This is a genomic window from Actinobacillus porcitonsillarum (assembly GCF_003101015.1).
Classification (GTDB): Bacteria; Pseudomonadota; Gammaproteobacteria; order Enterobacterales; family Pasteurellaceae; genus Haemophilus_A; species Haemophilus_A porcitonsillarum.
Genome location: NZ_CP029206.1, coordinates 50457 through 73224, shown reverse-complemented (window position 1 = coordinate 73224; position 22768 = coordinate 50457). Strand labels below are relative to the sequence as shown.

General features: G+C 39.9%; 29 protein-coding genes and 1 other annotated feature. Of the genes, 23 read left to right on the top strand and 6 right to left on the bottom strand.

Annotated elements, in window-relative coordinates; translation table 11 throughout:
• Positions 1-5 precede the first annotated feature (5 nt).
• Complete coding sequence (locus DDU33_RS00390; RefSeq protein ID WP_108922421.1) at positions 6-1067, bottom strand: HlyD family secretion protein; 1062 nt, start codon at positions 1065-1067, stop codon at positions 6-8.
• A 185-nt stretch (positions 1068-1252) separates the two neighbouring features.
• Here DDU33_RS00390 and DDU33_RS00385 point away from each other — a divergent pair, with 185 nt between their 5' ends.
• Positions 1253-1807 (top strand): TetR/AcrR family transcriptional regulator, encoded by a 555-nt coding sequence (locus DDU33_RS00385; protein ID WP_005818451.1) that lies wholly within the window; start codon positions 1253-1255, stop codon positions 1805-1807.
• Between the two features lie 75 nt (positions 1808-1882).
• Here the strand turns inward: DDU33_RS00385 and dolP are convergent, their stop codons facing one another.
• The 4 genes from dolP to DDU33_RS00365 are packed head-to-tail and all read right to left on the bottom strand — an operon-like array spanning position 1883 to position 5171.
• A complete protein-coding gene (gene dolP, locus DDU33_RS00380; protein WP_108922419.1) occupies positions 1883-2470 on the bottom strand; it encodes a division/outer membrane stress-associated lipid-binding lipoprotein in 588 nt (195 codons plus the stop codon).
• Between the two features lie 19 nt (positions 2471-2489).
• The gene (locus DDU33_RS00375; RefSeq protein ID WP_005818449.1) at positions 2490-3068 is read right to left on the bottom strand and encodes a D-sedoheptulose-7-phosphate isomerase; all 579 of its coding nucleotides are present in this window, start codon (positions 3066-3068) and stop codon (positions 2490-2492) included.
• Positions 3069-3091: 23 nt separating this feature from the next.
• Positions 3092-3466, bottom strand: coding sequence for a YraN family protein (locus tag DDU33_RS00370; protein WP_005818447.1), 375 nt, complete (start codon positions 3464-3466; stop codon positions 3092-3094).
• Positions 3441-5171: a penicillin-binding protein activator gene (locus DDU33_RS00365; RefSeq protein WP_005818446.1), complete on the bottom strand. Its 1731-nt coding sequence runs from the start codon at positions 5169-5171 to the stop codon at positions 3441-3443. The genes DDU33_RS00370 and DDU33_RS00365 overlap by 26 nt, the downstream gene beginning before the upstream one ends.
• Before the next feature lie 87 nt (positions 5172-5258).
• Between DDU33_RS00365 and rsmI the strand changes: the two genes are divergently transcribed.
• Positions 5259-6110, top strand: coding sequence for a 16S rRNA (cytidine(1402)-2'-O)-methyltransferase (rsmI, locus tag DDU33_RS00360; protein WP_108925201.1), 852 nt, complete (start codon positions 5259-5261; stop codon positions 6108-6110).
• An 87-nt stretch (positions 6111-6197) separates the two neighbouring features.
• Here the strand turns inward: rsmI and DDU33_RS00355 are convergent, their stop codons facing one another.
• A complete protein-coding gene (locus tag DDU33_RS00355) occupies positions 6198-7055 on the bottom strand; it encodes a phosphoribosylaminoimidazolesuccinocarboxamide synthase (protein ID WP_108922417.1) in 858 nt (285 codons plus the stop codon).
• A 194-nt stretch (positions 7056-7249) separates the two neighbouring features.
• Positions 7250-7381: a sequence feature (His leader region), on the top strand.
• A 38-nt stretch (positions 7382-7419) separates the two neighbouring features.
• Here DDU33_RS00355 and hisG point away from each other — a divergent pair.
• From hisG to DDU33_RS00260, 21 genes are all read left to right on the top strand, one after another.
• Entirely contained in the window at positions 7420-8319 is a 900-nt protein-coding gene (gene hisG, locus DDU33_RS00350; RefSeq protein WP_108922415.1) for an ATP phosphoribosyltransferase, read from the top strand.
• A gap of 142 nt (positions 8320-8461) precedes the next feature.
• Positions 8462-8851, top strand: a complete 390-nt coding sequence (locus DDU33_RS00345) for a transposase (RefSeq protein WP_244175321.1) — start codon at positions 8462-8464, stop codon at positions 8849-8851.
• A 62-nt stretch (positions 8852-8913) separates the two neighbouring features.
• Positions 8914-10197, top strand: a complete 1284-nt coding sequence (gene hisD / locus DDU33_RS00340; protein ID WP_108922413.1) for a histidinol dehydrogenase — start codon at positions 8914-8916, stop codon at positions 10195-10197.
• 86 nt (positions 10198-10283) lie between these two features.
• Complete coding sequence (locus tag DDU33_RS10855; RefSeq protein ID WP_157951824.1) at positions 10284-10427, top strand: hypothetical protein; 144 nt, start codon at positions 10284-10286, stop codon at positions 10425-10427.
• A 126-nt stretch (positions 10428-10553) separates the two neighbouring features.
• On the top strand, positions 10554-11606 hold the full coding sequence (gene hisC, locus DDU33_RS00335) for a histidinol-phosphate transaminase (RefSeq protein ID WP_108922411.1): 1053 nt from the start codon (positions 10554-10556) through the stop codon (positions 11604-11606).
• An 81-nt stretch (positions 11607-11687) separates the two neighbouring features.
• Positions 11688-12143, top strand: coding sequence for an IS200/IS605 family transposase (gene tnpA / locus DDU33_RS00330; RefSeq protein WP_108922408.1), 456 nt, complete (start codon positions 11688-11690; stop codon positions 12141-12143).
• A gap of 67 nt (positions 12144-12210) precedes the next feature.
• Positions 12211-13305 carry a bifunctional histidinol-phosphatase/imidazoleglycerol-phosphate dehydratase HisB gene (gene hisB / locus DDU33_RS00325; RefSeq protein ID WP_108922406.1) on the top strand — a complete coding sequence of 365 codons (1095 nt, stop codon included), beginning with the start codon at positions 12211-12213 and terminating at the stop codon, positions 13303-13305.
• A gap of 94 nt (positions 13306-13399) precedes the next feature.
• The gene (locus tag DDU33_RS00315; protein ID WP_244175320.1) at positions 13400-14452 is read left to right on the top strand and encodes a putative phage abortive infection protein; all 1053 of its coding nucleotides are present in this window, start codon (positions 13400-13402) and stop codon (positions 14450-14452) included.
• Positions 14453-14459: 7 nt separating this feature from the next.
• The gene (hisH, locus tag DDU33_RS00310; RefSeq protein WP_108922404.1) at positions 14460-15053 is read left to right on the top strand and encodes an imidazole glycerol phosphate synthase subunit HisH; all 594 of its coding nucleotides are present in this window, start codon (positions 14460-14462) and stop codon (positions 15051-15053) included.
• Positions 15053-15709 (top strand): MOSC domain-containing protein, encoded by a 657-nt coding sequence (locus tag DDU33_RS00305; RefSeq protein WP_108922402.1) that lies wholly within the window; start codon positions 15053-15055, stop codon positions 15707-15709. Before hisH ends, DDU33_RS00305 begins: the two co-directional genes overlap by 1 nt.
• A 131-nt stretch (positions 15710-15840) precedes the next feature.
• Entirely contained in the window at positions 15841-16200 is a 360-nt protein-coding gene (locus DDU33_RS00300; RefSeq protein WP_108922400.1) for an endonuclease domain-containing protein, read from the top strand.
• Positions 16201-16222: 22 nt separating this feature from the next.
• Complete coding sequence (hisA, locus tag DDU33_RS00295) at positions 16223-16972, top strand: 1-(5-phosphoribosyl)-5-[(5-phosphoribosylamino)methylideneamino]imidazole-4-carboxamide isomerase (RefSeq protein ID WP_108922398.1); 750 nt, start codon at positions 16223-16225, stop codon at positions 16970-16972.
• Positions 16954-17727, top strand: a complete 774-nt coding sequence (hisF, locus tag DDU33_RS00290) for an imidazole glycerol phosphate synthase subunit HisF (RefSeq protein WP_108922396.1) — start codon at positions 16954-16956, stop codon at positions 17725-17727. Before hisA ends, hisF begins: the two co-directional genes overlap by 19 nt.
• 154 nt (positions 17728-17881) lie before the next feature.
• Entirely contained in the window at positions 17882-18337 is a 456-nt protein-coding gene (gene tnpA / locus DDU33_RS00285) for an IS200/IS605 family transposase (RefSeq protein WP_108922393.1), read from the top strand.
• A gap of 70 nt (positions 18338-18407) precedes the next feature.
• Positions 18408-19049 carry a bifunctional phosphoribosyl-AMP cyclohydrolase/phosphoribosyl-ATP diphosphatase HisIE gene (gene hisIE / locus DDU33_RS00280; protein WP_108922391.1) on the top strand — a complete coding sequence of 214 codons (642 nt, stop codon included), beginning with the start codon at positions 18408-18410 and terminating at the stop codon, positions 19047-19049.
• Between the two features lie 125 nt (positions 19050-19174).
• The gene (locus DDU33_RS10850; protein ID WP_157951823.1) at positions 19175-19324 is read left to right on the top strand and encodes a GNAT family N-acetyltransferase; all 150 of its coding nucleotides are present in this window, start codon (positions 19175-19177) and stop codon (positions 19322-19324) included.
• Entirely contained in the window at positions 19312-19743 is a 432-nt protein-coding gene (locus tag DDU33_RS00275; protein ID WP_108922389.1) for a GNAT family N-acetyltransferase, read from the top strand. Before DDU33_RS10850 ends, DDU33_RS00275 begins: the two co-directional genes overlap by 13 nt.
• A gap of 35 nt (positions 19744-19778) precedes the next feature.
• Positions 19779-19946 carry a hypothetical protein gene (locus DDU33_RS10910; protein WP_005711733.1) on the top strand — a complete coding sequence of 56 codons (168 nt, stop codon included), beginning with the start codon at positions 19779-19781 and terminating at the stop codon, positions 19944-19946.
• Positions 19936-20529 carry an ATPase gene (locus DDU33_RS00270; protein WP_108922387.1) on the top strand — a complete coding sequence of 198 codons (594 nt, stop codon included), beginning with the start codon at positions 19936-19938 and terminating at the stop codon, positions 20527-20529. The genes DDU33_RS10910 and DDU33_RS00270 overlap by 11 nt, the downstream gene beginning before the upstream one ends.
• A gap of 235 nt (positions 20530-20764) precedes the next feature.
• The gene (locus DDU33_RS00265) at positions 20765-22129 is read left to right on the top strand and encodes an AAA family ATPase (RefSeq protein ID WP_157951822.1); all 1365 of its coding nucleotides are present in this window, start codon (positions 20765-20767) and stop codon (positions 22127-22129) included.
• Between the two features lie 2 nt (positions 22130-22131).
• Positions 22132-22716, top strand: coding sequence for a hypothetical protein (locus DDU33_RS00260; RefSeq protein WP_108922383.1), 585 nt, complete (start codon positions 22132-22134; stop codon positions 22714-22716).
• Positions 22717-22768 lie beyond the last annotated feature (52 nt).

Genomic DNA, 22768 nt, shown 5'->3' with positions numbered 1-22768 from the left:
CCACATTATTTTTCTGATGGCAATTTAACGTTGAGGGCTTCCGACCAGTCGATACTTGCATCGTATTTCACATATCCCATTGCGGTCATACCGCCTTTAAAGAATGCTGGATTTTGTTTTACGATCTCTTCGGGAATTTGTAGCTTGATTTTGAACATCATTTTGGTGCGTTCTTCCGCAGTTTCCACCGATTTCGGCGTAAATTGAGCTTGTGAAGAAACATAGCTTACCTTGGCAGGGAAAACCGCCTCCACGCCATCAACAATAACACGGGCGTCATCGCCGATTTTCACTTGATTAGCTTGATAAGAAGGTAAAAATACATTGATATACACATCATCTAAGTCCAAAATGCTGGCCACTTTACCGCCCACACCAAGTACATTGCCCACATCGGCAAGCTGATATTCCACACGTCCGCTTAACGGCGAACGAATAAGCATATCTTCATTTTGAGATTGGGCATTTTGCGCATCGGCTTTGGCTCTTTCAACCATCGCTTGCGCTTGGGAAATGGTTGCATCCGCTTGGCTTACGGTTGCTTGTGCTTCGGCTCGTGCGGCTTTTGCCGTATCAATCGCTGATTGTGCCACTTTATAATTGGCTTGACGGCGTTCTAATTCGCTGGCAGAAATCAAATTATCACGGCGTAGCTTTTTAGCATTATCCAATTCCAATTTCGCCATGCTTAACTGTTGCTGTTGGGCATTAATTTCAGCGTTCGCACGGCTGACGGTTTCCAGCGCACGTTGCTTTTGGGCTTTCGCTTGTGCAACTTGTGCCTGCATCGCTTCAATTTGTGCTGAAGTCGCATTCACTTGGCTCTCAATTTGGCTGGAAGAAAGACGAGCAAGGGCTTGATTTTTCTCCACATCTTCGCCTTCTTTGACCAACATTTCTTCCACACGCCCTGCATAAAGCGTTGCTACATCAACACGATCTACCGTCAAACGCCCGTTTACACTGGCAATACCTTCAGGTAACTTTGCTTGGCTTTGTGTTTGCTTCCAATAAACACCGCCGCCAATAGCCGCTAGCACTAGCAGTGCAATCAATACTTTTTTCATCTTCGCCTCTACATTTTCAACATTCTGATAAAGTTAAAGGTAGTTTAGGAAAATAGAAAATTTGGCTCAATCATCAAAAAACAATAAAATGTTGCTTATCTCGATAAAAAACGATATTTTGTTGCTTATCCTGTTCAAAAAGAATGCAGATAAAAAGACAACAAATAGAAAAGAAGGCAAATGAAATGAATAAAAACGATATTCGAGTCATTAAAACCGCGAAAAGTATTCATCAGGCGTTTTTCAGCTTATTGGAAGAAAAAGATTATCAAGAGATTACGATCCAAGATATTTTAGATGGCGCACAAATTAACCGCACCACATTCTATAAACACTATGCGAATAAAGATACCTTGGCTCGACAGCTTGTCGAAGAATTTAAACAAACCGTTTTTTTGCCTTTATTAGAACAACGTTTTACCGAAACCTCATTAGTTTTTGCAGAAAAAGCCGCACCACTGATTATTCAAAACCGTGAAAAAATTAAGCTGCTGTGGAAAATTGAAACGCCCAAAATTCATCTAAAACAGGATATGTACAAAATCATTAAGCAACGTTATGTGGAAGAATTATCTAAAGAAGTGAAGCAAGATGAATTAATCGATCTAGAATATCAAGGACACTTATATGCCTCATTTGCGATTGCTTCAATGACTTTTAGTTTTGAACATAATAGAGAACTTAACCCTTTGCATTTAATTAAAAATCTGAAAATGTTATTTGAGCGAGCGATTTTGTGATACAAGCGGTAAGATTTTTAGATAAATTTACAAAAAACCATCCAAAAGGATGGTTGTTAAATGAAAGAAAGTGTTTTATTGAGCGTAAGTAATGACCTTAATTACTTTAGTCACATTACTTACGTTACGAGCAACGTCTGCAGCGGCATCTGCTTGGGTATTGTCTAATTTACCCATTAAGAAAACTTCGCCATTTTCTGTAATGACTTTAACTTCTGTTGTTTTAACTTCTGAATTTAAGAGTAATTTCGATTTTACTGTTGTTGTAATCCAGCTATCTAATGCGATTTGACTCGTACCAATTTTTTCGCCTGTACGAATTTCGTTATAAACTTCTTTTACCCCTTCTACACCAGCGGCAATACTTTTAGCTGTACCCGCAACACCACTATTTGGGACTTGTCCAACTAGCAATATTTTCCCATTATAAGCGACCACATTGATACGAGCTTCTTCTTTTAACTGAGCATCATTTGTTAAGTTATAGGCGACTTTTTCTTCTAATACTTCATCATCTACCTGAGTGCCTGCAGAGCGAGGATCGGTAGCGACTTTTGTTGCCACAGCAGCAGTTGTGACAACAGCCGTTGCAATACAACCTTGTAAAGATAACAAGCCAGCTAAGGTTAATGTCATCAATGAAATTTTTTTGAGCATCTTCATAGAAAATCCTTATTTAATTTTAAGAAAAAAGTAGGTGGTCCACTAATTCGCAAAGTAAATTAACGCAGAATAAATGTCCTTCAACAATTCTTGCCTCGTTGGTGGAGGGCATGGCAATTTCAATATCTTGATCTTCAAGAAGTCCATTGGTGTGGTCATTTAAAATGCTTGTAAATGCAATAATATCTAAGCCTTCATTTTTTGCAAAATGGATCGCATTTAAGACCGCTTCTTCATTCCCGATAGGGGAGAAGCTCACGAATAAATCGCCTTCTTTCGCAACGGCTTGCAATTGCTTGCGATAAAGCTGCGCCAACTCGTTATGATGAGCGGCAACGCTGGCTAAAACGCCGTCAAACTGAAGTAAAACAGCTGCAAAACTCGGGCGAGCCAATTCATATTTATGTAATAGATGGCTGACTAACATTTCTGCATTTGCATAAGAACGTCCATGCCCGCATACAATAATTTTATTGCCACGCAGGAGGCACTCTTGCATACGTTGTGCCGATTCACTCAATTTATGCGGAAGCAATTCTGCTGCTGCAATTTGAACTTGGATACTTTCAGTAAAGCGATCTTGTATCTTCTCTAACATATTGATGATTTGTTGGTATATTTTTAGCCTAGAAAATTAGGTATCCATAGTGGTGGTTGTTCACCTTCAAAAGCCACGACATCAAAACGGCAATTGGCTGTCTCAAGGCTTTGTTTTCTCTTGGTTGCTAGCCACATATTGGCTGCATTAAGCCATTTTTGTTGCTTGCGGTAATCAATACTTTCGACCGCAGAACCAAATCGGTTACTTTTACGTTGGCGAACTTCAACAAATACTAAGGTTTCTCCTTGTTGCATAATTAAATCCAACTCGCCACATTTAAAAGATTGATTCGCTGCAATAAAATGTAGCCCTTGCGCTTCTAAATACGCTCGGGCTTTTTGTTCATAAAGAGAACCTTGAGTCCGTTTACTAATAAGCTTGTTCAACAGCTCCATTGCGGTATTGCATCCAAGAGAGAGTTCGTTCAATGTTACAATTTTGACCTGCACTTAAATCGCCGGTTAAACCAGATACTTTGTAGCCAGGGATTTTGCTAAACTCATTAAATTTATTCGCTAATGACCAAGCATCTGCCCCCATTGCATATAAACGCATCATAGAGAAATCGCCTTCGGCTAAGTTTTGCGATTTTTTATATTCATCTGAATTTGGATCAGATAAAAGTGGGATCTCACTAAATTTTACCCCTTCCATTGCTGTATAAAATTCAATGCCGCTGTTTGGAGAATTACTTCTTGAAGAGGTATAAATCGCAAGCTGATCTTTTAACGGCGAATTATCCACGCCTTGTTTAACCCCTAAAACTTGTTCAGATGTACCTAAAATATATAACCCACCTTTCGTCACTCCAGAGCTTAAGATCGAGGCAATCGCATCTTCAGGAGAAGAGTAGTAGCGAACATCGGCATCATTACCGCTTAATTGGCGCCAACGTTGTGCAAAAGCGTCGGCAGAACGTTGTCCGAAATCGCCTTGAGGAGCAACAACAATCATCACCTTATTGCCATCAGCATAGGCACGATCAGCGCCTGCTTTAGCTTCTGATTCCGGTGACAAGCCATAGTAACAAACTTGAGGAATCGCTTTTACATTTGGTGTTGAGTTTAAGACTAATACATTTATCCCTTTAATTTCCGGGCTATCTAATGCTTCATCAACGCGATTTTTCAATAATGGACCAACAATAATACCTGCACCATTTTGTTTTGCATTGGCTAAGAGTGTATTAATATCGGCAGAATCCGTATCGTAAGTTTTTACAAGCGTAGTGTCATTACCTTTGGCATCATCAAAACCACGTTTAATAATATCGCCTAAGATTTTTGCTTCACCGCTTAATGGTAGTAATAATGCGACATCATTAAGTTGAGTTTGTTGATAACTTGCCACATCTTTTAATTCTGTTGGCATGAGGCTAACTGCGCTATGGTTAGGATACTGCACTTTCCAGTTGTTGATAGCCCCCTGCATTTGAGCTGGGTTAGTGATATTTTGGTTATAAAGCGTAATCAACGCAATCCAACCGGCAAATTCCATTTCGCCTGCAAGTGGCTGTGCTTTTTCAATGCCACGGTTTGCATTACGTAAGGTTTCCCAAATCTTATCGTTATTTTCCTGACGAGCTTTATTATCTGTTAAATAGCCATTCATTAATGAACGAGCACGAACGATCTCTTCCGCATTTTTTTGATTTTCGGCAATACGAGCTTGTGTTTCATAATAACGGAGTAGTTGCGAACGGCTAAGTTGTGTTGTGCCTAATGTTTTTAACTGTGCTTGCGCATCGGCATTTTTACCTTGTAAGGCGGCAAGTTGAGCTGAAACTAATTCATATTCCAGTTTTTGCGTTGGATTTTCTTGTATCTCTTTTAATGAAGCATTTAAGTTGCTAAACGTATCTTGCGCCTCTTCAGCTTTATTTTCATCAATAAGCTTACGTACAGCTAAAAGTTGATAGGAAATTTTATCTTCTTTTTCTTTCGCTTGGTCGGCTTTATTGATATAGAACTCCGAGTTTGCATAAGCATCGTCTTTTATCGATTCGGTAACTAAATTGGTTGAACTACATGCAGAGACAAAAAGTGCGAGAAAAGTAGGGACAAAAACCGTTTTCATTTTTTGTTTAAATTGCGCTGCCATTTTATTGCTCCCTAAAAGCATAGAAAAAAGAGTATAATTACATCGAAAATAATGTTAAATCTTACTTATCAAACGAGTGAAAAGCAAATGAAAAACGAACAAAAAGGTATTTTATATATTGTTGCGACCCCCATTGGAAATTTAGGCGATATTACGCAACGTGCTTTAGATACCTTTGCTCATGTCGATCTGATTGCGGCGGAAGATACTCGTCATAGTGGGCTTTTATTAAGCCACTACGGCATTAAAAAGCCTTTTTTCGCCTTACACGACCACAACGAACAACAAAAAGCGGTCGTTTTAGTGGAAAAATTAACAAAAGGCGAGAATATTGCGCTGATTTCAGATGCCGGCACACCGCTGATTAGCGATCCTGGGTTTCATCTTGTTCGTCATTGCCGACAAGCCGGTATTCGCATTATTCCTGTTGCCGGTGCTTGTGCGGCAATTACGGCATTGTGTGCGTCAGGTATTGCATCAGACCGTTTTTGCTTTGAAGGGTTCCTACCAGCAAAAACAAAAGCACGTTGCGATAAATTAAGCGAATTAGAAGCCGAACCTCGCACGTTGATTTTCTATGAATCAACCCATCGCATTTTAGATACGTTGGAAGATATGAAAGTGACTCTTGGCGAAGATCGCTATATCGTCATGGCAAGAGAATTAACTAAAACCTGGGAAACCATTTATGGCGATAGCGTGGCGAATTTACTGGGTTGGGTAAAACAAGACAGTAATCGTATTAAAGGCGAAATTGTCCTTGTGGTAGAGGGAAAACCACAAAGTGAAGAGGAGACTTTTTCTCCCCAAGCGGTAAAATTATTGACGCTTTTAACTAAAGAGCTTCCTCTCAAAAAAGCTGCGGCTATTGTCGCAGAAACCTTTGGCTACAAAAAGAATGCGTTATATCAATATGGATTAGAGTATTTAGAAAGCTAATTCAAAAGCGGTCATTTATTGAATTTGTCGATATTATGCCCTCTCCCGATTCCCCCTCCGTAAACGGAGGGGGGTTAAAGGGAAGTATTATTTAGTCAATAAATCCAACGCTTCTTGATATTTAGCAACCGTTTTTTCAATTACATCAGCCGGAACACGTGGCGCTGGTGCTTGTTTGTTCCAACCGCTGTTTTCTAACCAATCACGAATAAATTGTTTATCAAATGACGGCGGATTTGTGCCTTCTTGATAGGTATCGACAGACCAAAAACGGCTGGAATCCGGCGTTAAGACTTCGTCCATCAGCGTTAAAGTACCGTTTTCATCTAAACCAAATTCAAATTTTGTATCGCAAATAATAATACCTTTGGTTAATGCATAATCTGCCGCTTCTTTATAAAGCGCAATAGCTGCATCTCGAACCTTTGCAGCTAATTCTGCACCGATTTGGCGTTCACATTCCGCATAGCTAATGTTGATGTCGTGATCGCCGACTTCTGCTTTACTTGATGGGGTAAAAATCGGTTCAGGTAATTTGCTCGCCTCAACTAATCCTTTCGGTAATTCCAATCCACAAATCGTGCCGGTTTTTTGGTAATCCTTTAAACCGCTACCGGTTAAATAGCCACGCACAATAGATTCAATTTTGACCGGTGTTAAACGCTTACAAACGACCGCACGGTATTGGATTGCCTCGGCTTCTTCTTTTGGTAAAACATCAAATACGCTATCGCCGGTAAAATGATTTGGCATAATATGAGAAAGTTTATCAAACCAGAAATTCGAAATTTGGGTTAAAATTTCGCCTTTACGAGGAATAGGATCATCTAAAATGACATCGAAAGCAGATAAACGATCGGTCGCAACCATTAACATGCGCTTATCATCTATTTCATAGAGATCACGTACTTTACCGGAATAGATTTTTTTTAAACTGATTTGCATTTTCTCATCCTATATAAGATTTGGTAGAAACTGTGACGAATTATACCGCTTTACGCAAACGATTGCTAATTTTTCAGCAAAAAAGAAAATTTTTAAAAATTTTCTGAAAAAAGGGTTGCTAATCTCAAAAATTAAGCGTATTTTGTAAAGCAATTCAACTTTGGAGATTAGAAAATGACCTTTATTCGCAAATATCATCACCACCATTTACCTGAATAATCTTTCGGGCATTTGGCGTGTTCGGAAGATAAACTTCCGAGAGCGAATAAGTGTAATCTAACCATATTCACAACCCCTCGGAAGGTAACTTTCGAGGGGTTTTTCATTATTCAAAATAAATTCAAAAATAGAAGGAACAAACAATATGTCAAACAGTAACAGACTCCGCATCGCCCTCCAAAAAAAAGGTCGTCTAAGCAAAGATTGCGCCGAGCTACTTAAACAATGTGGGGTAAAAATCAATTGGAATGAACAACGTTTAATCGCCTATTCTGAAAATCTACCCATTGAAATTTTGCGTGTGCGTGATGACGATATTCCAGGCTTAATCTTTGATGGTGTGGTCGATCTCGGTATCATTGGTGAAAACGTGTTGGAGGAAGAAGAACTCGGGCGTTTAGCCACAGGCGAAAACGTGGAATACAAAAAACTCCGCACCCTTGATTTCGGTGGTTGTCGCTTATCTCTTGCTATTGATCGCGACCGCACGTACAACGGCGTGCAAGATTTCAACAATGCCCGTATCGCCACCTCTTACCCGAATTTACTCAAACGCTATATGGCAGAACAAGGCGTTTCATTTAAAAGCACCTTATTAAACGGCTCCGTGGAAGTCGCCCCTTCAGCAGGGCTTGCTGATGCCATTTGCGATTTAGTTTCATCAGGCGCAACCCTTGAGGCAAACGGTTTAAAAGAAGTGGAAGTGATCTACAAATCCAAAGCCTGCTTAATCCAACGCCAAGAACCGCTTTCGGCGGATAAACAAGCTTTAGTGGACAAATTGCTCACTCGCATTCAAGGTGTACAACAAGCCACCGAAAGCAAATACATTATGCTCCACGCGCCAAAAGAAAAACTCGCAGAAATCACCGCTCTTTTACCCGGCGTAGAAAACCCAACAATTTTACCGCTCGCCCACGACAGCTCAAAAGTCGCAATGCACGTGGTCAGCCAAGAGAACTTGTTCTGGGAAACGATGGAAAAACTGAAAGAAATCGGTGCAAGCTCGATTTTAGTGCTACCGATTGAGAAGATGATGGAATGATAAATGAAATATGATCCGAATATACATCATCGGCGTTCGATAAGATTAAAACATTTCGATTATCGTCAAGATGGTTTTTTACTTTATTACGCTTTGTTGTAAAGATAATGCGCATTTTTTGGGTGAAATTATTGACGATCATATGCAATTAAATGAAATTGGGGAAATTGCCCAGAAATGTTGGTATGACATCCCCAATCATTTTGAAAATGTTGAGCTACACGAATTTGTCATTATGCCCAACCACATTCATTTCATCATTGAAATTGTAGGGGCGAAATATTTTTCGCCCAATGACCCAAATGAATTTATGGTCAATCGCCCGAAAGGAACCTCTCAAACAATTGGTTCTATTGTTCGAGGATTTAAAGTGGGTGTAACAAAATGGGTAAGGCAACATACTCAAATTCATACATTATGGCAACGAAATTATTATGAACATATTATTCGGACGGAAGAAAGCTACCATAAAATTAGCGATTATATTAAATATAATCCATTAAATTGGCGAACCGATAGATTTTATTCATAAATATCAGAACGTAATTAGGGCGAAAAATATTTCGCCCCTACAACCGGCAGGAAGGAAAAAATATGCAAACCCTCATTTGGAACAACTTAACTGAAACCGAAAAACAAGCTGCTCTTTCTCGCCCTGCGCAATTAGTGGGCGAGAGTGTTACGCAAGCGGTTGAAAAAATTAAACAAAATGTCAAAACCAACGGCGATAAAGCCCTGTTTGAATTAGCGGAGCAGTTTGACCGCATTAAGCTCGACAGCCTTGTGATTTCTGCCGAACAGATCGCACAGGCAGCAAGCCGTATTCCTGACGAACTCAAGCAAGCCATTCAAAACGCTAAACGCAACATTGAGCGTTTTCACAACGCTCAACTTCCGCAAGGTGTGGATATTGAAACTCAAGCAGGTGTGCGTTGCCAAGTGCTGACACGCCCTATTCAACGAGTGGGCTTGTATATCCCGGGCGGTTCAGCGCCGCTATTTTCAACGGTGTTAATGCTTGCTATTCCTGCCAAAATTGCCGGCTGTAAGAAAATCGTTCTTTGTTCTCCGCCGCCGATTGCCGATGAAATTCTTTACAGCGCCAACCTATGCGGCGTGGAAACCATTTATGCCGTAGGTGGTGCGCAAGCGGTATTTGCTATGGCAAACGGTACAGAAACAGTGGAAAAAGTGGATAAAATCTTCGGGCCGGGCAACGCTTTTGTCACCGAGGCAAAACGTCAAGTGGTGCAAGAAGGCACAGCAATTGATATGCCGGCAGGGCCTTCGGAAGTATTAGTCATTGCCGATGAAAATGCCGATCCTGATTTTGTTGCCAGCGATTTACTTTCTCAAGCAGAACACGGTGCCGACAGCCAAGTGATTTTGGTTACGCCAAGCGAAACATTGGCAAAACAGACCGCACTTTCTATCGAAAATCAACTGGCACAATTACCACGTGCAGAAACCGCACGCAAAGCTCTTTCCCACAGCCGCACCTTTATTGCCGACAGCATTGAGCAAGCGGTGGAAATTAGCAACAAATATGCGCCTGAACACTTGCTGGTGCAAGTGGAAAATGCCCGAGACTTACTCGACAGCCTAGACAATGCAGGCTCGATTTTCTTAGGCGCATACAGCCCCGAAAGTATGGGCGACTACGCCAGCGGCACCAACCACGTGCTACCAACCTACGGCTACACCCGCACCTATTCCAGCCTAGGTTTAGCGGATTTCAGCAAACGAATGACCGTGCAAGAACTCACGCCACAGGGTTTTAAAGATCTCGCAAAAACCGTGGAACTAATGGCAAGTGCGGAACAGTTGGATGCGCACAAACAGGCGGTGTCGATTAGATTAAATAAAATCGGGAAATAATTGTAGGGGCTAATCACATTAGCCCCAAAGCAAAACGTAATTAGGGCAAATGTAATTTGCCCCTACGGTTCAAAAGGAAACATTTAATGAGAAAAATAATTTATCTGCTGTTAATGATTATCTTATGCTTGGTTTTTGCCATTCCTTTTATTCAAAATTTTATGGCAAAAGACGCTTGTTTAGATAATGGCGGTAGTTATAACGAACAAAGTAAAATTTGCGAAAAATAGATATTGAATTGACGAAGATAAATAAATGGTAGGGGCGAAATATTTTTCGCCCTGAATTCCCCACGATGTTTTGGGGCAAAAAATATTTTGCCCCTACAAATAAAAATGCAAATACAGGAAAGAAATATGACAATCTCACAACTCTCCAGAAAAAACATCCAAGCCCTTACCCCATACCAATCGGCACGCCGTTTGGGTGGTTCGGGCGATGTGTGGCTAAATGCCAATGAATATCCGACTTCGCCGGCTATTGACGTACAATTATCGGCTTTTAACCGCTATCCCGAGGCACAACCTGAAGGCGTGGTTAATGGCTATGCGGCTTATGCAGGTGTGAAACCTGAGCAAGTCATTACCACTCGTGGCGGCGATGAAAGTATTGAATTGATTATCCGCGCTTTTTGTGAACCGACCGATAGCGTGTTGTACTGTCCGCCGACTTATGGAATGTACAGCGTGTCGGCGGAGACCTGTGGCATTGCGCTCAAAACCGTGCCTTTAACTGCGGATTTCCAACTCAATTTGCCTGAAATCGAACGTAATTTGGATGGAGTGAAAGTGGTGTTTGTGTGTAGCCCAAACAACCCGACGGGAACCCTCGTCAAGCGGTCAGATTTGCTCAAACTTTTGCAAATCACCGCAGGCAAAGCCATTGTGGTGGTGGACGAGGCTTATATTGAATTTTGCCCGCAAGCGACAATGGTCAGCGAACTACCAAATTATCCGCACTTAGCCATTATCCGCACGCTCTCCAAAGCTTTTGCTCTTGCTGGCTTGCGTTGCGGCTTTACCCTTGCTAATGAAGAATTGATCGGCGTGCTACAAAAAGTCATCGCCCCTTACCCACAACCTACCCCTGTAACCGACATCGCTACCCAAGCCTTAACCGCTCAAGGCTTGAGCGAAATGCAACAACGTGTTGCCGATGTGCTAGAAAACTGCACCTGGTTAATCGACCAACTCAAAAAAATCCCAAGCGTGGTTGAGATTTTCGACACTGAGGCTAACTATGTGCTGGTAAAATTCCAAGATGGACAAAAGGTGTTCAAAGCCTTATGGGAAAAAGGGATTATCTTGCGTGACCAACACAAAGCGTTAGGGTTACAGAATTGTATTCGGATTTCTATTGGCACGAGAGAAGAGCTGGAAAGAACGGTGGAGGCGATTGGGGGAGTATAAGATAAATCGTGCGGATGCCACGCACTGACGTACGTGGTTAAGCATAGTGCCGCTACTCCGTAGCGGCAAGTTAGGGAAAATATGAGCTATACAAGAAATTTATACCATATTATCTTCCGTACTAAATATGGTACGCCAAGTATTTTAGAAGAAAATGAAGATGCGCTTTATCGCTATATTTTGGGATTTGTAAGAGAACATAATTCTGTGCTTTATCGGATCAACGGTATGCCCGATCATCTTCATCTTTTTGTTGAATTGCACCCGATGCTTTCGGTCGCTGAGTTTGTACAAAAACTGAAAACGACAACGCATAAATGGATTGATGAAAATAAACATCTTTTTCCTGAATTTTATGCGTGGTCTAGGGGCTACTGCTCACTAACTTATTGCGAAAAAGATAAAGAGAAAATCATCAATTACATTAAAAATCAAAAAGAACACCATAAAACAGCTGATTTTGTAGAAGAAGTAAAATTCTTGCTTACAGAGGCTGGAATTGAAATAAACGAAAAATTTTTTGAACAAGATTTATAGCGATGCAGCGCATCGCCACTATGCGTAACCACATACGTCAGTATGTGGCAAGAACAGGAGAACAAAAATGACACAACAATCTATTTTATTCATCGACCGTGACGGCACGTTAATTGACGAACCAAAAACCGATTTTCAAATCGACAGTTTAGAAAAACTCAAATTTGAGCCGAATGTGATCCCAGCCTTACTTAAACTCAAACATAAATATCGCTTTGTGATGGTAAGCAATCAAGACGGCTTAGGCACGAGTTCATTTCCACAAGAGACTTTCGACAAACCGCACAATGCGATGATGGAACTATTCCGCTCGCAAGGCATTGAATTTGATGAAGTGTTAATTTGCCCACACAAACCGGAAGACAACTGCGATTGTCGCAAACCGAAAACCAAGTTGCTGCAAAAATATATTGAGCGTGAACTGTTCGACCCTGCCACCAGTTTTGTCATCGGCGACCGTGCTACAGACGTTCAGTTGGCGGAAAATCTTGGTATTCGTGCTTTGCAATATCATCCTGAAAAATTAAATTGGGATTTGATTGCGGAAAAATTACTTGGCGAGCCAGTGACCAACATCGGCGACCGCCAACCACGCTATGGGGAAGTGGTACGCAAAACCAAAGAGACCGACATCAAAGTACAAGTATGGCTGGATGAAACCGGCGTGAACGACATCAAAACCGGCGTGGGCTTTTTCGACCATATGCTCGACCAAATCGCCACCCACGGCGGTTTCCGAATGAACATCTCGTGCAAAGGCGACCTCTGGATTGACGAACACCACACCGTTGAAGACACCGCTCTTGCCCTTGGTACAGCCTTAAAACAAGCCATCGGCGACAAACGTGGCATCGCCCGTTTCGGTTTCGTCTTACCAATGGATGAATGCCAAGCTCAATGTGCAATGGATTTATCCAGCAGACCGTTTATTAAATTCAAAGCGGATTTCAAACGTGAAAAAGTGGGCGATTTCAGCACCGAACTGACGGAGCATTTCTTCCAATCCATTGCCTTCACGATGCTTGCCACTTTGCATATCAAAGCCAAAGGCGACAACGACCACCACAAAATCGAAAGCCTGTTTAAAGTTTTCGGCAGAACCTTACGACAAGCGATTCGAATTGAAGGGAATGAATTACCTAGTTCGAAAGGGGTGTTGTAATCGGAAAATTGTAGGGCGTACTACGTACGCCCAAAAGTGCTGTTGGAATTTGTGAAGTTTTTAGGAAACTTGACCGCTTGTATAGAGGTTATAAATGTTTAAAGAAATTTTTGATTTTATAAAAAATAACAAATGGTATGTTTTATTAGTTTTGGGGTTACTAGGATTATATTTTTATCAATTTCATGGAGGCTTATCATCAGATAGTGAAAAATGGGATCATTTCGGAAGTTATATTGGTGGGATTTTTTCTGCCGTTACTTTATTAAGTGTTTTGCATGGAATGCAATTAGAACGTAAACGTTTTAACGAGCAGAAGGTTGAATTTGAGAATGAAAAAAGAGAGCAAGAGGAACGTCGGAGAAAAGAAGATTTTGAGCGTACTTTTTTTATGATGTTAGAACAACACAACTTGAAAATATCATCCATAGAAAATGACATTGATACTGTCTATGATGAATTAACTAGGGCATATAAATTTGAGACTGTTAGAAAGAAGTGTGAAGTTGGTGGGTTAAATAAAGAATATGCAAATATAAATGTTTATTTTCTCAATCTATATCGTATTCTTAGATTTATTCACAATAATAATATATTAAATATAAACAATGAATATTCTGGTTTGCTTAGAAGTTTTTTATCAAGAAAATTATTGGTAATTTTAGCTTTCCATCTATGTTATAGAGATAAATCATATAACGAATTCATAAAATATATAAATGAATTTGGTTTTTTAGAACATATTGATTTGATTTATTTAGAGTCTTTGATGCTTTCTAAGACAATGAATAATATTAGCCAAGAAATTATTTACCAAAATATTTTAGAGCTGGATTCTTTGGATGAATGTAAATTGAATTGTTTAATTTCTAGCTTGGATAACTCCGGAGGAAGAGTTGTAATAATGAATGATGTATCAAGAAATCTAGTAAGGAGTCCGAGTTTATTAGAGTGTTACAGAACTATTTTGAATGTGAAAAGGCTAAATGAGCAATTAGATGTTACTTCTCTAAACAGTGAATTTAATTCTGATTTTTTCTTTAGTAGTTTGTTTTTAGCAATTATCAAAAGATTTGACAAAAGGGCATTTACAGGAAATAAGCATATTGAACAAATTTTGCTTTATTATAAGAGATACTTAAAGTAGGAAAAAAATGACTAATCTAGTAATCATCGACACAGGCTGTGCAAACCTGTCTTCTGTAAAATTTGCATTCGACCGCCTGAATATTCAAGCGGAAATTAGCCGTGATTTGGCGAAAATTAAATCGGCAGATAAATTGCTGTTACCAGGTGTGGGGACGGCGATTGCAGCGATGAAAAATCTGCAGGATCGCAAGCTGATTGAAACCATTCAAAATGCCACTCAACCGATGCTTGGCATCTGTTTGGGGATGCAGCTGATGACGGAGTTTTCCACCGAGGGCAATGTGGAAACTTTGCGCCTGATGAGCGGTAAAACGGAGTTAATTCCGAATACAGGCTTGCCGTTGCCGCATATGGGCTGGAACCGTGTGCATTATGCGGCGGATCATCCGTTGTTTGCCGGCATTGAGCAAGACAGCCATTTCTATTTTGTGCATAGTTATGCGGTGCTACCAAATGAGAATACCATTGCGACCAGCAACTATGGCGTGGATTTTTCAGCGGCGATTGCGAGCAAAAATTTTTATGGTGTGCAGTTCCACCCTGAGCGTTCGGGTAAAAACGGGGCGCAGTTGTTGAAAAATTTTGTGGAGAATATTTAATGGCGGAAGTGTTAGCCTTAAAAATCGGTTTGGTAGAAAACATCACTTTTGCGGACGGAACAACCTTAGAAAGTGCTATTCGCAAGCAACCGGTGGACAAAATCACCGTTCACGAATTAGGAGCAGAAGGCAATGATGTAGGTTTGAAAGCCCATCACGGCGGTGTGGATAAAGCATTATTTTTTATGGCGGAAAAAACCTTTGAAAAATTGACCGCACTTATCGGTAAAGATTTCGATTGGAAGAACACGGCGATTTACGGCGAGAATTTTATCGTTTCCGAATTGGATGAAACCAACGTTTGTGTGGGCGACCGTTATCAAATCGGCGATGTGATTTTAGAAGTGTCGCAACCACGCAAACCTTGCGAGCGGTTGTCGCTTAATTCTGAGTGTGCGGAGACGCAAAAAATCGTGCGAGAGCAAGGTTTAACAGGTTGGTATGTGCGTGTGGTTCAAACCGGCGTTTGCAAAAAAGGCGACAAAATCCACCGATTGCAACGCTCGTATCCAGATTTAAACATTATGCATCTAAACCAACTTGCCGCACAAAAGCCAACAGAGGCAATGCGTGCGGAGTTAGAAAAAGCCTTAGCTTGCGAAGTGCTGGCAGAGGCGTTTAAGCGGACGTTGAGAACGCAATTATCAAGAATTTAACTACTCTTCCCCTCGCTCGCTTGCGGGCGAGGGAGGAGAAAAATGTAAAACATTTTTCGGAGGGAGAGGGGATTATGAGAGAAAAGGAAACTACATAGTTAAGAAAAAATGCAAAACGTTTACGTTCTGATATGACAGAAGCTGAATGGGCGTTATGGTATCACTTACGAGCAAAACGTTTTTGTGGTATTAAATTCTATCGACAAAAAATTGTTGGAAATTATATCGCTGATTTTCTTTCACTTAATCCTAAATTGATTATTGAACTTGATGGCTCACAACACGCAGAACAAATAGAATATGATCGTATTCGTACGGCATATTTAGAAGAACAAGCATTTACAGTAATTCGCTTTTGGAATGACGAAGTTTTAAGGGACATAAATATGGTGCTAGATGTGATATTCGATGCTATTCATAATGAGCCCCTCTCCCTCCGAAAATCCTTAACGGATTTTCTCCACCCTCTCCCGCAAGCGGGCGAGGGGTAGGATTGATACAAGGACAAACACAATGAAAAAATCCATTATTATCCCTGCCCTTGATTTGATTGATGGGCAGGTGGTGCGGTTGCACCAAGGCGATTATGCCAAACAGACGACTTATAGCGATAATCCGATTGAGCAATTTGCTGGCTACCTTGCACAAGGGGCGGAGCAGTTGCATTTGGTGGATTTGACAGGGGCGAAAGATCCTGCCAAAAGACAAACCGCACTTATCGGTGAGATTATTGCGACGACTAAATGTAAAATCCAAGTGGGCGGCGGTATTCGCACCGAGCAAGATGTGGCGGATTTATTGGCGGTGGGAGCGAACCGTGTGGTGATTGGCTCAACGGCGGTCAAAGAGCGTGAGATAGTCAAGGGCTGGTTTAATAAATACGGGTCGGAGAAATTCGTGCTGGCGTTGGACGTGAACATTGATTCAAGCGGTCGAAAAATCATTGCGATTAGCGGCTGGCAAGAAGCAAGCGGCGTGTCATTGGAAGAATTGATTGAAGATTTCCAATCGGTCGGTTTGCAGCACGTTTTATGTACGGACATTTCTCGTGACGGCACGTTGGCGGGGTCAAACGTGGATTTATACAAAGAAATTTGTGCCAAATATCCTGATGTAAATTTCCAATCATCGGGCGGTATCGGTTCGCTTGCGGATATTCAAGCGTTAAAAGGCACAGGCGTGGCTGGCGTGATCGTGGGGCGTGCGTTGTTGGAAGGTAAATTTAATGTAGCGGAGGCAATCGAATGTTGGCAAAACGGATAATCCCTTGTTTAGATGTGCGTGATGGTCAAGTGGTCAAAGGCGTGCAGTTCCGTAATCACGAAATTATCGGCGACATCGTACCGCTTGCCAAACGCTATGCAGAAGAAGGGGCGGACGAATTGGTGTTCTACGATATTACTGCTTCTTCAGACGGCAGAACCGTTGATAAAAGTTGGGTAGAGCGCGTGGCGGAGGTCATCGACATTCCGTTTTGCGTAGCGGGTGGCATTAAAACCATTGACGATGCAGAGCAGATTTTTGCTTTCGGTGCGGATAAAATTTCCATAAATTCGCCCGCACTGGCGGATCCTGAACTGATTTCCTGCCTTGCGGATCGCTTTGGCGTGCAAGCGATTGTGGTGGGGATTGATAGCTGGTTCGAAAAAGAAACGGGCAAGTATTGGGTCAATCAATACACTGGCGATGAAAAACGTACTCGTCAAACTAACTGGCAGCTACTCGATTGGGTGCAAGAAGTGCAAAAACGAGGCGCCGGCGAAATCGTACTGAATATGATGAACCAAGACGGCGTGCGCAACGGCTATGATTTAACCCAACTCAAACTCGTGCGTGAAGTCTGCCACGTGCCGCTAATCGCCTCAGGCGGCGCCGGCGAAATGGTGCATTTCCGCGATGCGTTTGTGGAAGCCAATGTGGACGGCGCACTGGCGGCGAGTGTGTTTCATAAGCAGATTATTAATATTGGGGAGTTGAAGGAATACCTTGCGAAAGAAGGTGTGGAAGTGCGGAGATAGATAATCTCTGGGTGACAAAGCCACCCAATGATGCGTAACCTAGTACGGCTTGCCGTGCTAGGGGAAAAGAGAAGGTAAGCATTAATACCGACAGCGACGTTGTCGCAATCGGTTACGCATAGTTCGGTGGCTTTGCCACCATTTTGGGGATAAAATGAGTTATACAAGATTGCTTTATCATATTGTTTTTCGTACAAAATATGGTTTGCCAACTATTGTGGAAGAACACGAAGAAATTTTGTATCGTTATATTTGGGGCTATGCGAAAGAGCAGGATGTGGTGCTTTATCGAATAAATGGTATGCCTGATCATTTGCATCTATTTGTTGAATTAAAAGCAACCATCAATGTAGCAGATTTTGTGAAGCATTTAAAAAATAGTACCCATTTATTTTTAGAACAACATCGTGATTATTTCCCTGATTTTTATGCGTGGTCTAAAGGTTATTGTGCTTTAACTTATAGCGAACGAGAGAAAGCACAAATAATCAATTACATTAAAAATCAAAAAGAACATCATAAAAGCCAAAATTTTGTGGATGAAATTAAATTTCTGTTTACAGATTATGGTATTGAATATGATGAACAATATTTCGAAAGAAATTTATAAAGGGTGGCGAAGCCACCCAATTATGCGTAACCTAGTACGGCTTGCCGTGCTAGGAAAATAAGGATAGAGAATGATAAATAAAGTAGATTGGCAAAAAGTCGATAACCTTCTCCCCGTGATCATCCAAAACGCCCAAACCTGTGAAGTCCTAATGCTTGGTTATATGAACCAAGAAGCATTAGCCAAAACATTAGCCGAGAAAAAAGTGACGTTTTTCTCCCGCACTAAACAACGTTTATGGACGAAAGGGGAAACTTCGGGGCATTTCTTAAACGTGGTGGATATGAGCTTGGATTGCGATAACGACACCTTGCTGATTTTAGCCGATCCGATTGGCGAAACCTGTCATACGGGGGCGGAAAGTTGTTTTCATCAGTTTAAAACCCAATCTGAAGGCGATTGGACGTGGTTTAGTAAATTAGAACGCACCCTTGCCGAGCGTAAAAACGCCGATCCTGAAAGCTCTTACACGGCAAAACTTTATGCGAAAGGCACGAAGAAAATTGCACAGAAAGTCGGTGAAGAAGGGGTTGAAACGGCGCTGGCTGCGATGGCAAAAGATCCCGATGAATTAGTTAGCGAAGCGGCAGATTTGGTTTATCACTTAACTGTATTGCTCCACAACGAAAATTTGGCGTGGCAAGATGTCATTGAAAAACTCAAAGAACGTCATCGGGGAATTGGGTTACATCCTGAAGGGTCGAATAAGTAAGTAAAAGGGGAGGATGCAATGTTCTCCTTTTATTTTTCTAAAATGCCCCAAAAAACAGATTTTAATGAGATTTTCTGTTAAAATAGCGAGTTTAATAAAGGCTATTTTCCAGATAAAAACTTTCTATGTTTCGTTTTGCTCAGGCCGATGATTTACCTCGTATTCTTGAAATTTACGATCAAGTTTGGGGCAAACTTCCTCAAGTAGCGGATATGGAAACGCATTTTGAAGATTTAGTAATCTTAGGATTGAAACAAGGCGTATGTGGCAATTAAAAGCATTTTCTGAGCTTTCCACTCAAGAACTTTTTGAGATTTACCAAGCGCGTATCGCAGTTTTTGTGGTAGAGCAAAATTGCGCTTATCAAGAAGTCGATGAAAAAGATCTGAAAGCCTTACATCTTTTTGCAAAAAATTCGCAAAAACTGACCGCTTACTGTCGGATTATTCCCGAACAAGACGGCGTGCATATCGGCAGAGTATTAGTTACAAAGGAAGCTCGCGGCACAGGCTTGGCAAAAAAATTGATGACACAAGCACTTACTGTTTGCCAGCAACAATGGCAAAGTGAAAAGGTCTATGTGCAAGCCCAAGCCTATTTGCAAGATTTTTATCAATCGCTTGGGTTTGAACCGATTTCCGAAGTTTATTTGGAAGATGGCATACCGCATTTGGATATGGTAAAGGGGGAGTAATATGATGAAATTGACCGCCTTGCTAGGAGAATACAATGACGAAAGACGAAATTCTGCAAAAACAAAAAGAGCTTGATGTTTTGTTCTCTGCTTGGATTGCGGAAAAGAAAAAAAAGGAAGTTTTGACTTATCGCCGAGAAAATGGGGATTTGATTGAGCATCACCCAAATGGTTTTATTCGAGTGATTGAATATGCACAATAAGTCTCTTGCTATTTTCTACTGCGGAACAAATGGAGCGGGTAAATCAACATTACGCTCTTTTAATCAGGATTCCGTGCAGATTGTGATTGATTCAGATCATATTGCAATGCAAATTAATCCTGGCAACCCAAGATTGGCAGATATTGAGGCAGGTAGAAAAGCAGTAGAGCTATTTAAATTTGCAATACGACATAATATTTCTTTTTCAATGGAATCAACCCTATCAGGTAAATCCATTTTGCAAAGAATGGAAGTAGCGAAGAAGAATTTTTATACTCGTTTAAATTATGTTGGAGTAGATGATCCAAAAATAAATATTGCTCGTGTCAAAGCAAGAGTAAAAGCAGGTGGGCATTTTATTGAGGAAGAGACGATTAAAAGGCGTTATCAAATTAATCGAGAAAATTTAATTCAAGCAATTTTATTAAATGACGAAACATTTATTTACGATAATTCATCAGATAGTCCAAAAATACAGCTTGTTATTTCAGAAAATAAAACTGTTACTAAATTAACAGATAAATTGCCTCAATGGTGTGAGGATTTAGTGAACGAGTTGTTAATATTGGGGTATGTAAAATAAAGTCGGTCAGTAAAATTTACCTTATTCCTAGCACGGCAAAGCCTTGACTCAGTTAAGCATAATTCAGCCCCGCTGGCGATTGGAAAAAGAGCCACAGAGTGGCTCACTCAGCCGAAGGCTGATCGTAACCATGTACGTCTTGCCGTGCGTGGATTGCAAGCGGTCAGGTTTTAGGAAAAATTTGCAAATGAAACGATACTCCCATCTCTGGCGGGTGCATCCGAGGATAATCTATATGAGATTTGAAATTGAAAATGTTGGTAAGCTAAAAAAAGCTAAATTTGAGCTTAAGCCTCTTACAATTTTTATTGGAAAAAATAATAGCGGTAAGACATACGCCACTACGGCATTATGGGCTTTAATTAACTATCTAAAAAATCTAGATGTTATTAATTTTATTAGTTCTGATTTACGCAAAAAATACAATGATTTATTTAAGTCCAAATTTATGGATTTAAATTTTGGAAATAATGTTAATGTTAATGTTAATGTTAATGTTCTTGTAGAATCAACTGAAATTAAAAAAATACAGGAAGTTATTAATAAGAAATTAGTGGAAGAGTCTAAAGAAATTCTTAATAATGCTTTTAGATTTTCTCATTTTGAGAATTCTAAGTTAAAGTTATTAAATGATACATTTGAGGATGTTGGTTTAAATTTAAGTGTTAAAAATCTGGGTGTTGATAGCTTTTATCAAATTACAATAAAACACAATGAAATAAACACCAATTATGAAATAGGAGTAATCGTTAATACTACATCTAGGGATGAATTAATTGAATATATTAATAAAATATTTTGGGATTATATTGCTAAATTATCTTATTCTGTGAATGAATTCTCAGAATTATGGCATAATATATATATACCTGCTGCAAGAACGGGTATTGTACTAAATTTGAATAACATTATTTCGGGGCCGTTTAGAGGACAGCTGTTCTCTAAGGATGATTTAGAAAGGAAGACAAATGACTTTACTCAACCGACATTAAATTTTGCTTTACATCTAAATAGTTTATTGTTTGATAATGATAAGGAATATACATATTTAAAAGAGTTAATGGGAGGAAAAATAAAAATCAATTCATCAACTAATAGATATGAATATTTACCTAATAAGACAGACAAATCAATTCCATTGTCAGCATCATCTTCCCTTGTTACTGAATTGACTCCTATGGCTATTTTAGGAGCTGACTCTGTAAGAAAAGATTTTATTTTATTTGAAGAGCCAGAAGCCCATCTTCATTTAGAAGCACAACGAGAAATGGCAAAAGCACTTGTAAAAATGGTTAATAAAGGGAAGAAAATATTAATTACAACCCATAGCGATACATTTTTACAGCAATTAAATAATTTAATTTTGTTAGAACGTCTAAAAAAACAAGGTAAAGATATTTCCGTATTTGACATATCCGAAGATGAATTACTTAGTGAAAGTAATGTTGTGACCTATGAGTTTAAATGCAATAGTGAAATTACAGATGTAGAACAGTTAACTTGTGGAGATTATGGCTTTATTGCAGATTCTTTAAATGAAGTTCTCATTGCTTTAGCTAAAGAAACTAATAGTATTATAGATTTGATAGATGAGAAGTAAAAATGGAACTAACTCTTTTAGATTCTTCGTATATAAATAGAATAGAGCCTAATACTGAATTTTTCATAGAAGAAAAAAATTCACAAGGAAATGGGCAAGGTAAGTCTATTTTTAGATGTCACAATGAGATTCTGCTTATAAAAACTAGAGATAATGTAACCAAAGTTTGGTGTTTAGCAAACAAAAAATGCGCTGAAGCGGCATTTATAATTTTTGAATCCAACAGCACGTTAACCCTTAATATCGTAGAAATGAAAAGTAAGTTAACTAAAAGTGAATTTGAGAAAGTTATTAGTCAGTTTGAAGGAATGTATTTATCTTCTATAGCAGTAATGGCCATATTAAAATTGGGATATCCGCATCAAGTAAAAACATTTATTGCATATAAAGAAGAGAGTTTAAGCCAGCCTTATAATGAAGATAGACCATATTCATTGAATAAGACATTGATTGGTAGAAAAGATGATATCCTTGATATGTGGAAGAATGAGAAAATTAAGCTTCCTCATAACGTTTCGGCTAGTTTAGTAAAAGGTAAAAGAACTGAAAATAATGGTAGCCATGATTACGACTTTGGATTTATATAAGCTAAAACTTATAAGATTTATGTGTTAATTCCTATAAGTCGTCTTATAGGAA

Bases quoted from the DNA above. Each gene is read 5' to 3' on its own strand.
- DDU33_RS00390 (WP_108922421.1), bottom strand. From the start codon at position 1,067: ATGAAAAAAGTATTGATTGCACTGCTAGTGCTAGCGGCTATTGGCGGC.
- DDU33_RS00385 (WP_005818451.1), top strand. From the start codon at position 1,253: ATGAATAAAAACGATATTCGAGTCATTAAAACCGCGAAAAGTATTCAT.
- dolP (WP_108922419.1), bottom strand. From the start codon at position 2,470: ATGAAGATGCTCAAAAAAATTTCATTGATGACATTAACCTTAGCTGGC.
- DDU33_RS00375 (WP_005818449.1), bottom strand. From the start codon at position 3,068: ATGTTAGAGAAGATACAAGATCGCTTTACTGAAAGTATCCAAGTTCAA.
- DDU33_RS00370 (WP_005818447.1), bottom strand. From the start codon at position 3,466: ATGGAGCTGTTGAACAAGCTTATTAGTAAACGGACTCAAGGTTCTCTT.
- DDU33_RS00365 (WP_005818446.1), bottom strand. From the start codon at position 5,171: ATGGCAGCGCAATTTAAACAAAAAATGAAAACGGTTTTTGTCCCTACT.
- rsmI (WP_108925201.1), top strand. From the start codon at position 5,259: ATGAAAAACGAACAAAAAGGTATTTTATATATTGTTGCGACCCCCATT.
- DDU33_RS00355 (WP_108922417.1), bottom strand. From the start codon at position 7,055: ATGCAAATCAGTTTAAAAAAAATCTATTCCGGTAAAGTACGTGATCTC.
- hisG (WP_108922415.1), top strand. From the start codon at position 7,420: ATGTCAAACAGTAACAGACTCCGCATCGCCCTCCAAAAAAAAGGTCGT.
- DDU33_RS00345 (WP_244175321.1), top strand. From the start codon at position 8,462: ATGCAATTAAATGAAATTGGGGAAATTGCCCAGAAATGTTGGTATGAC.
- hisD (WP_108922413.1), top strand. From the start codon at position 8,914: ATGCAAACCCTCATTTGGAACAACTTAACTGAAACCGAAAAACAAGCT.
- DDU33_RS10855 (WP_157951824.1), top strand. From the start codon at position 10,284: ATGAGAAAAATAATTTATCTGCTGTTAATGATTATCTTATGCTTGGTT.
- hisC (WP_108922411.1), top strand. From the start codon at position 10,554: ATGACAATCTCACAACTCTCCAGAAAAAACATCCAAGCCCTTACCCCA.
- tnpA (WP_108922408.1), top strand. From the start codon at position 11,688: ATGAGCTATACAAGAAATTTATACCATATTATCTTCCGTACTAAATAT.
- hisB (WP_108922406.1), top strand. From the start codon at position 12,211: ATGACACAACAATCTATTTTATTCATCGACCGTGACGGCACGTTAATT.
- DDU33_RS00315 (WP_244175320.1), top strand. From the start codon at position 13,400: ATGTTTAAAGAAATTTTTGATTTTATAAAAAATAACAAATGGTATGTT.
- hisH (WP_108922404.1), top strand. From the start codon at position 14,460: ATGACTAATCTAGTAATCATCGACACAGGCTGTGCAAACCTGTCTTCT.
- DDU33_RS00305 (WP_108922402.1), top strand. From the start codon at position 15,053: ATGGCGGAAGTGTTAGCCTTAAAAATCGGTTTGGTAGAAAACATCACT.
- DDU33_RS00300 (WP_108922400.1), top strand. From the start codon at position 15,841: ATGACAGAAGCTGAATGGGCGTTATGGTATCACTTACGAGCAAAACGT.
- hisA (WP_108922398.1), top strand. From the start codon at position 16,223: ATGAAAAAATCCATTATTATCCCTGCCCTTGATTTGATTGATGGGCAG.
- hisF (WP_108922396.1), top strand. From the start codon at position 16,954: ATGTTGGCAAAACGGATAATCCCTTGTTTAGATGTGCGTGATGGTCAA.
- tnpA (WP_108922393.1), top strand. From the start codon at position 17,882: ATGAGTTATACAAGATTGCTTTATCATATTGTTTTTCGTACAAAATAT.
- hisIE (WP_108922391.1), top strand. From the start codon at position 18,408: ATGATAAATAAAGTAGATTGGCAAAAAGTCGATAACCTTCTCCCCGTG.
- DDU33_RS10850 (WP_157951823.1), top strand. From the start codon at position 19,175: ATGTTTCGTTTTGCTCAGGCCGATGATTTACCTCGTATTCTTGAAATT.
- DDU33_RS00275 (WP_108922389.1), top strand. From the start codon at position 19,312: ATGTGGCAATTAAAAGCATTTTCTGAGCTTTCCACTCAAGAACTTTTT.
- DDU33_RS10910 (WP_005711733.1), top strand. From the start codon at position 19,779: ATGACGAAAGACGAAATTCTGCAAAAACAAAAAGAGCTTGATGTTTTG.
- DDU33_RS00270 (WP_108922387.1), top strand. From the start codon at position 19,936: ATGCACAATAAGTCTCTTGCTATTTTCTACTGCGGAACAAATGGAGCG.
- DDU33_RS00265 (WP_157951822.1), top strand. From the start codon at position 20,765: ATGAGATTTGAAATTGAAAATGTTGGTAAGCTAAAAAAAGCTAAATTT.
- DDU33_RS00260 (WP_108922383.1), top strand. From the start codon at position 22,132: ATGGAACTAACTCTTTTAGATTCTTCGTATATAAATAGAATAGAGCCT.